This is a genomic window from Streptomyces humidus (assembly GCF_014649655.1).
Taxonomy (GTDB): domain Bacteria; phylum Actinomycetota; class Actinomycetes; order Streptomycetales; family Streptomycetaceae; genus Streptomyces; species Streptomyces humidus.
On sequence record NZ_BMTL01000111.1, the window covers coordinates 1 to 2,211 of the forward strand.

At 71.9% G+C, this 2,211-nt stretch carries 1 protein-coding gene; it reads left to right on the plus strand.

Going from position 1 to position 2,211, the window contains the following annotated elements; all coding sequences use genetic code 11:
• The coding region (locus IE239_RS41240) for a type I polyketide synthase (protein ID WP_190154573.1) at nucleotides 1-2,211 on the plus strand (2,211 nt) is incomplete at both ends.

The following is a 2,211-nucleotide window of genomic DNA, read 5'->3' on the forward strand; positions in this document are numbered from 1 at the left end:
TGGCGGAGGCGTGGGTGCGGGGTGTGGGGGTGGACTGGACGGCCGTTCTGGCCGGTCGGGACGCGCGCACGGTCCCGCTGCCCACCTACGCCTTCCAACGCCGACGCTACTGGCTGGACGGCGCCGAAACGCGTCGTCTCCCGCTCTCCCTCGGGGAATCCGTCGGCAGGGAGGAAGCCGACACCGTTCCGCCGTTGGGACGGCGTAACGACTGGGTGCAGCGGATCCGCGCCCATGCCGCCGCCGTGCTGGGGCATGCCGCGGCCGGAGACGTCGACCCGACGCTCACGTTCAAGGCGCTGGGCTTCGACTCCGCGACCTCGGTCGAACTGCGGAACCGTCTCGTAGCGGACACAGGGCTCTCCCTGCCCGCCGCCGTGCTCTTCGACCACCCCACTCCTCAGGCTCTCGCCCGTCAGGTGCGAGAGCTGCTCGACGGCGGCAGCGACCCGGCCCCCGAGACCTTCGCGCACCCGACGCCTGTCACTGACGACGAGCCCATCGCCATCGTGGCCATGGGCTGCCGGCTGCCCGGTGGCATCCGCACACCGGAAGAGCTGTGGGAACTCCTCTCCACCGGCGGTGACACCGTCTCCCACTTTCCCGCCGACCGGGGATGGGACCTCCACCACCTGTACGACCCCGACCCGGAGCAGCACGGGACCACGTACGCGCGTTCGGGTTCCTTCCTGTACGACGCCGGTGACTTCGACCCCGGCTTCTTCGGCATCTCGCCGCGCGAGGCCGTCGCCATGGACCCGCAGCAGCGACTGCTGCTGGAAGCCTCCTGGGAAGCGCTGGAGCGGGCCGGGATCGACCCCGAGACGCTCCGGGAGCGCGACGGCGCGGTGTTCGTGGGAGCCATGCAGCAGGAGTACGGTCCCGGGCTGCGCCGAGCGCCCGAGTCCGTCGACGGATATCTCCTCACCGGCACGACCGGCAGCGTGGCCAGCGGGCGGATCGCCTACGTCCTCGGTCTGCGCGGACAGGCGGTGACCGTGGACACCGCGTGCTCTTCGTCGCTGGTGGCCCTGCACATGGCGGTCCAGGCGCTGCGCGCCGGCGAGTGCTCGTTCGCGCTTGCCGGGGGTGCGACGGTGATGGCCGAGCCCGGCATCTTCGTGGAGTTCAGCAGGCAGCGGGGGCTTGCGCCGGACGGTCGGTGCAAGCCGTTCGCGGCGGGGGCGGACGGTACCGGCTGGGGTGAGGGTGTGGGGGTGCTGTTGCTGGAGCGGTTGTCGGACGCCCGGCGCAACGGTCATCCGGTGCTGGCGGTGGTGCGTGGTTCGGCGGTCAACCAGGACGGTGCGAGCAACGGTCTGACAGCGCCCAACGGCCCCGCGCAGGAGCGCGTGATCCGCGCGGCCCTGGCCAAGGCCGGGTTGTCGGCGGCGGACGTGGATGCGGTGGAGGCGCACGGCACGGGGACCACGCTGGGCGACCCGATCGAGGCGCAGGCGCTCCTCGCGACGTACGGACGGGGCAGGGACCCGGAACGGCCCCTGTGGTTGGGCTCGTTGAAGTCCAACATCGGCCACACGCAGGCTGCCGCGGGCGTGGTCGGTGTGATGAAGATGGTGCTCGCGCTGCAGCATGCGGTCCTTCCCCGGACGCTGCACGTCGACGAGCCGACTCCGCACGTCGACTGGTCGTCGGGGGCGGTGTCGTTGCTCACGGAGCCCGTGGACTGGGCCCGGGCGGAGGGGCGTCCGCGTCGCGCGGGTGTGTCGTCGTTCGGGATCAGCGGCACGAACGCGCATGTGGTGCTGGAGGAGGCTCCGGTTGTGGCGGAGGGTGGTTCGGGGAGTGGGGATGCGGCGCCGGTGTTCGTGGCTGACGGTGTGGTGCCGTGGGTGGTGTCGGGTCGTGGTGGGGAGGGGCTGACGGGTCAGGCCGGTCGTCTGGCCGCGCATGTGAGGTCGGTCGGTGAGGGTGTGCGGCCGGTGGATGTGGCGTGGTCGTTGGCGGCGACGCGTTCGGCGTTCGAGGACCGGGCTGTGGTGCTGGGGGGTGGGCGGGAGGACCTGGTTCTGGGGGTGGAGGCGCTTGCGGCGGGGGATGGGGTGACTCCGTCGTGCGTCGTGAGGGGCCGGTCCGTTCGTGCCGCTGGTGACGTGGTGTTCGTGTTTCCGGGTCAGGGGGCGCAGTGGGTGGGGATGGGGCGGGAGTTGTGGGAGGTGTCGCCGGTGTTCGCGGCGTCGATGGAGGCGT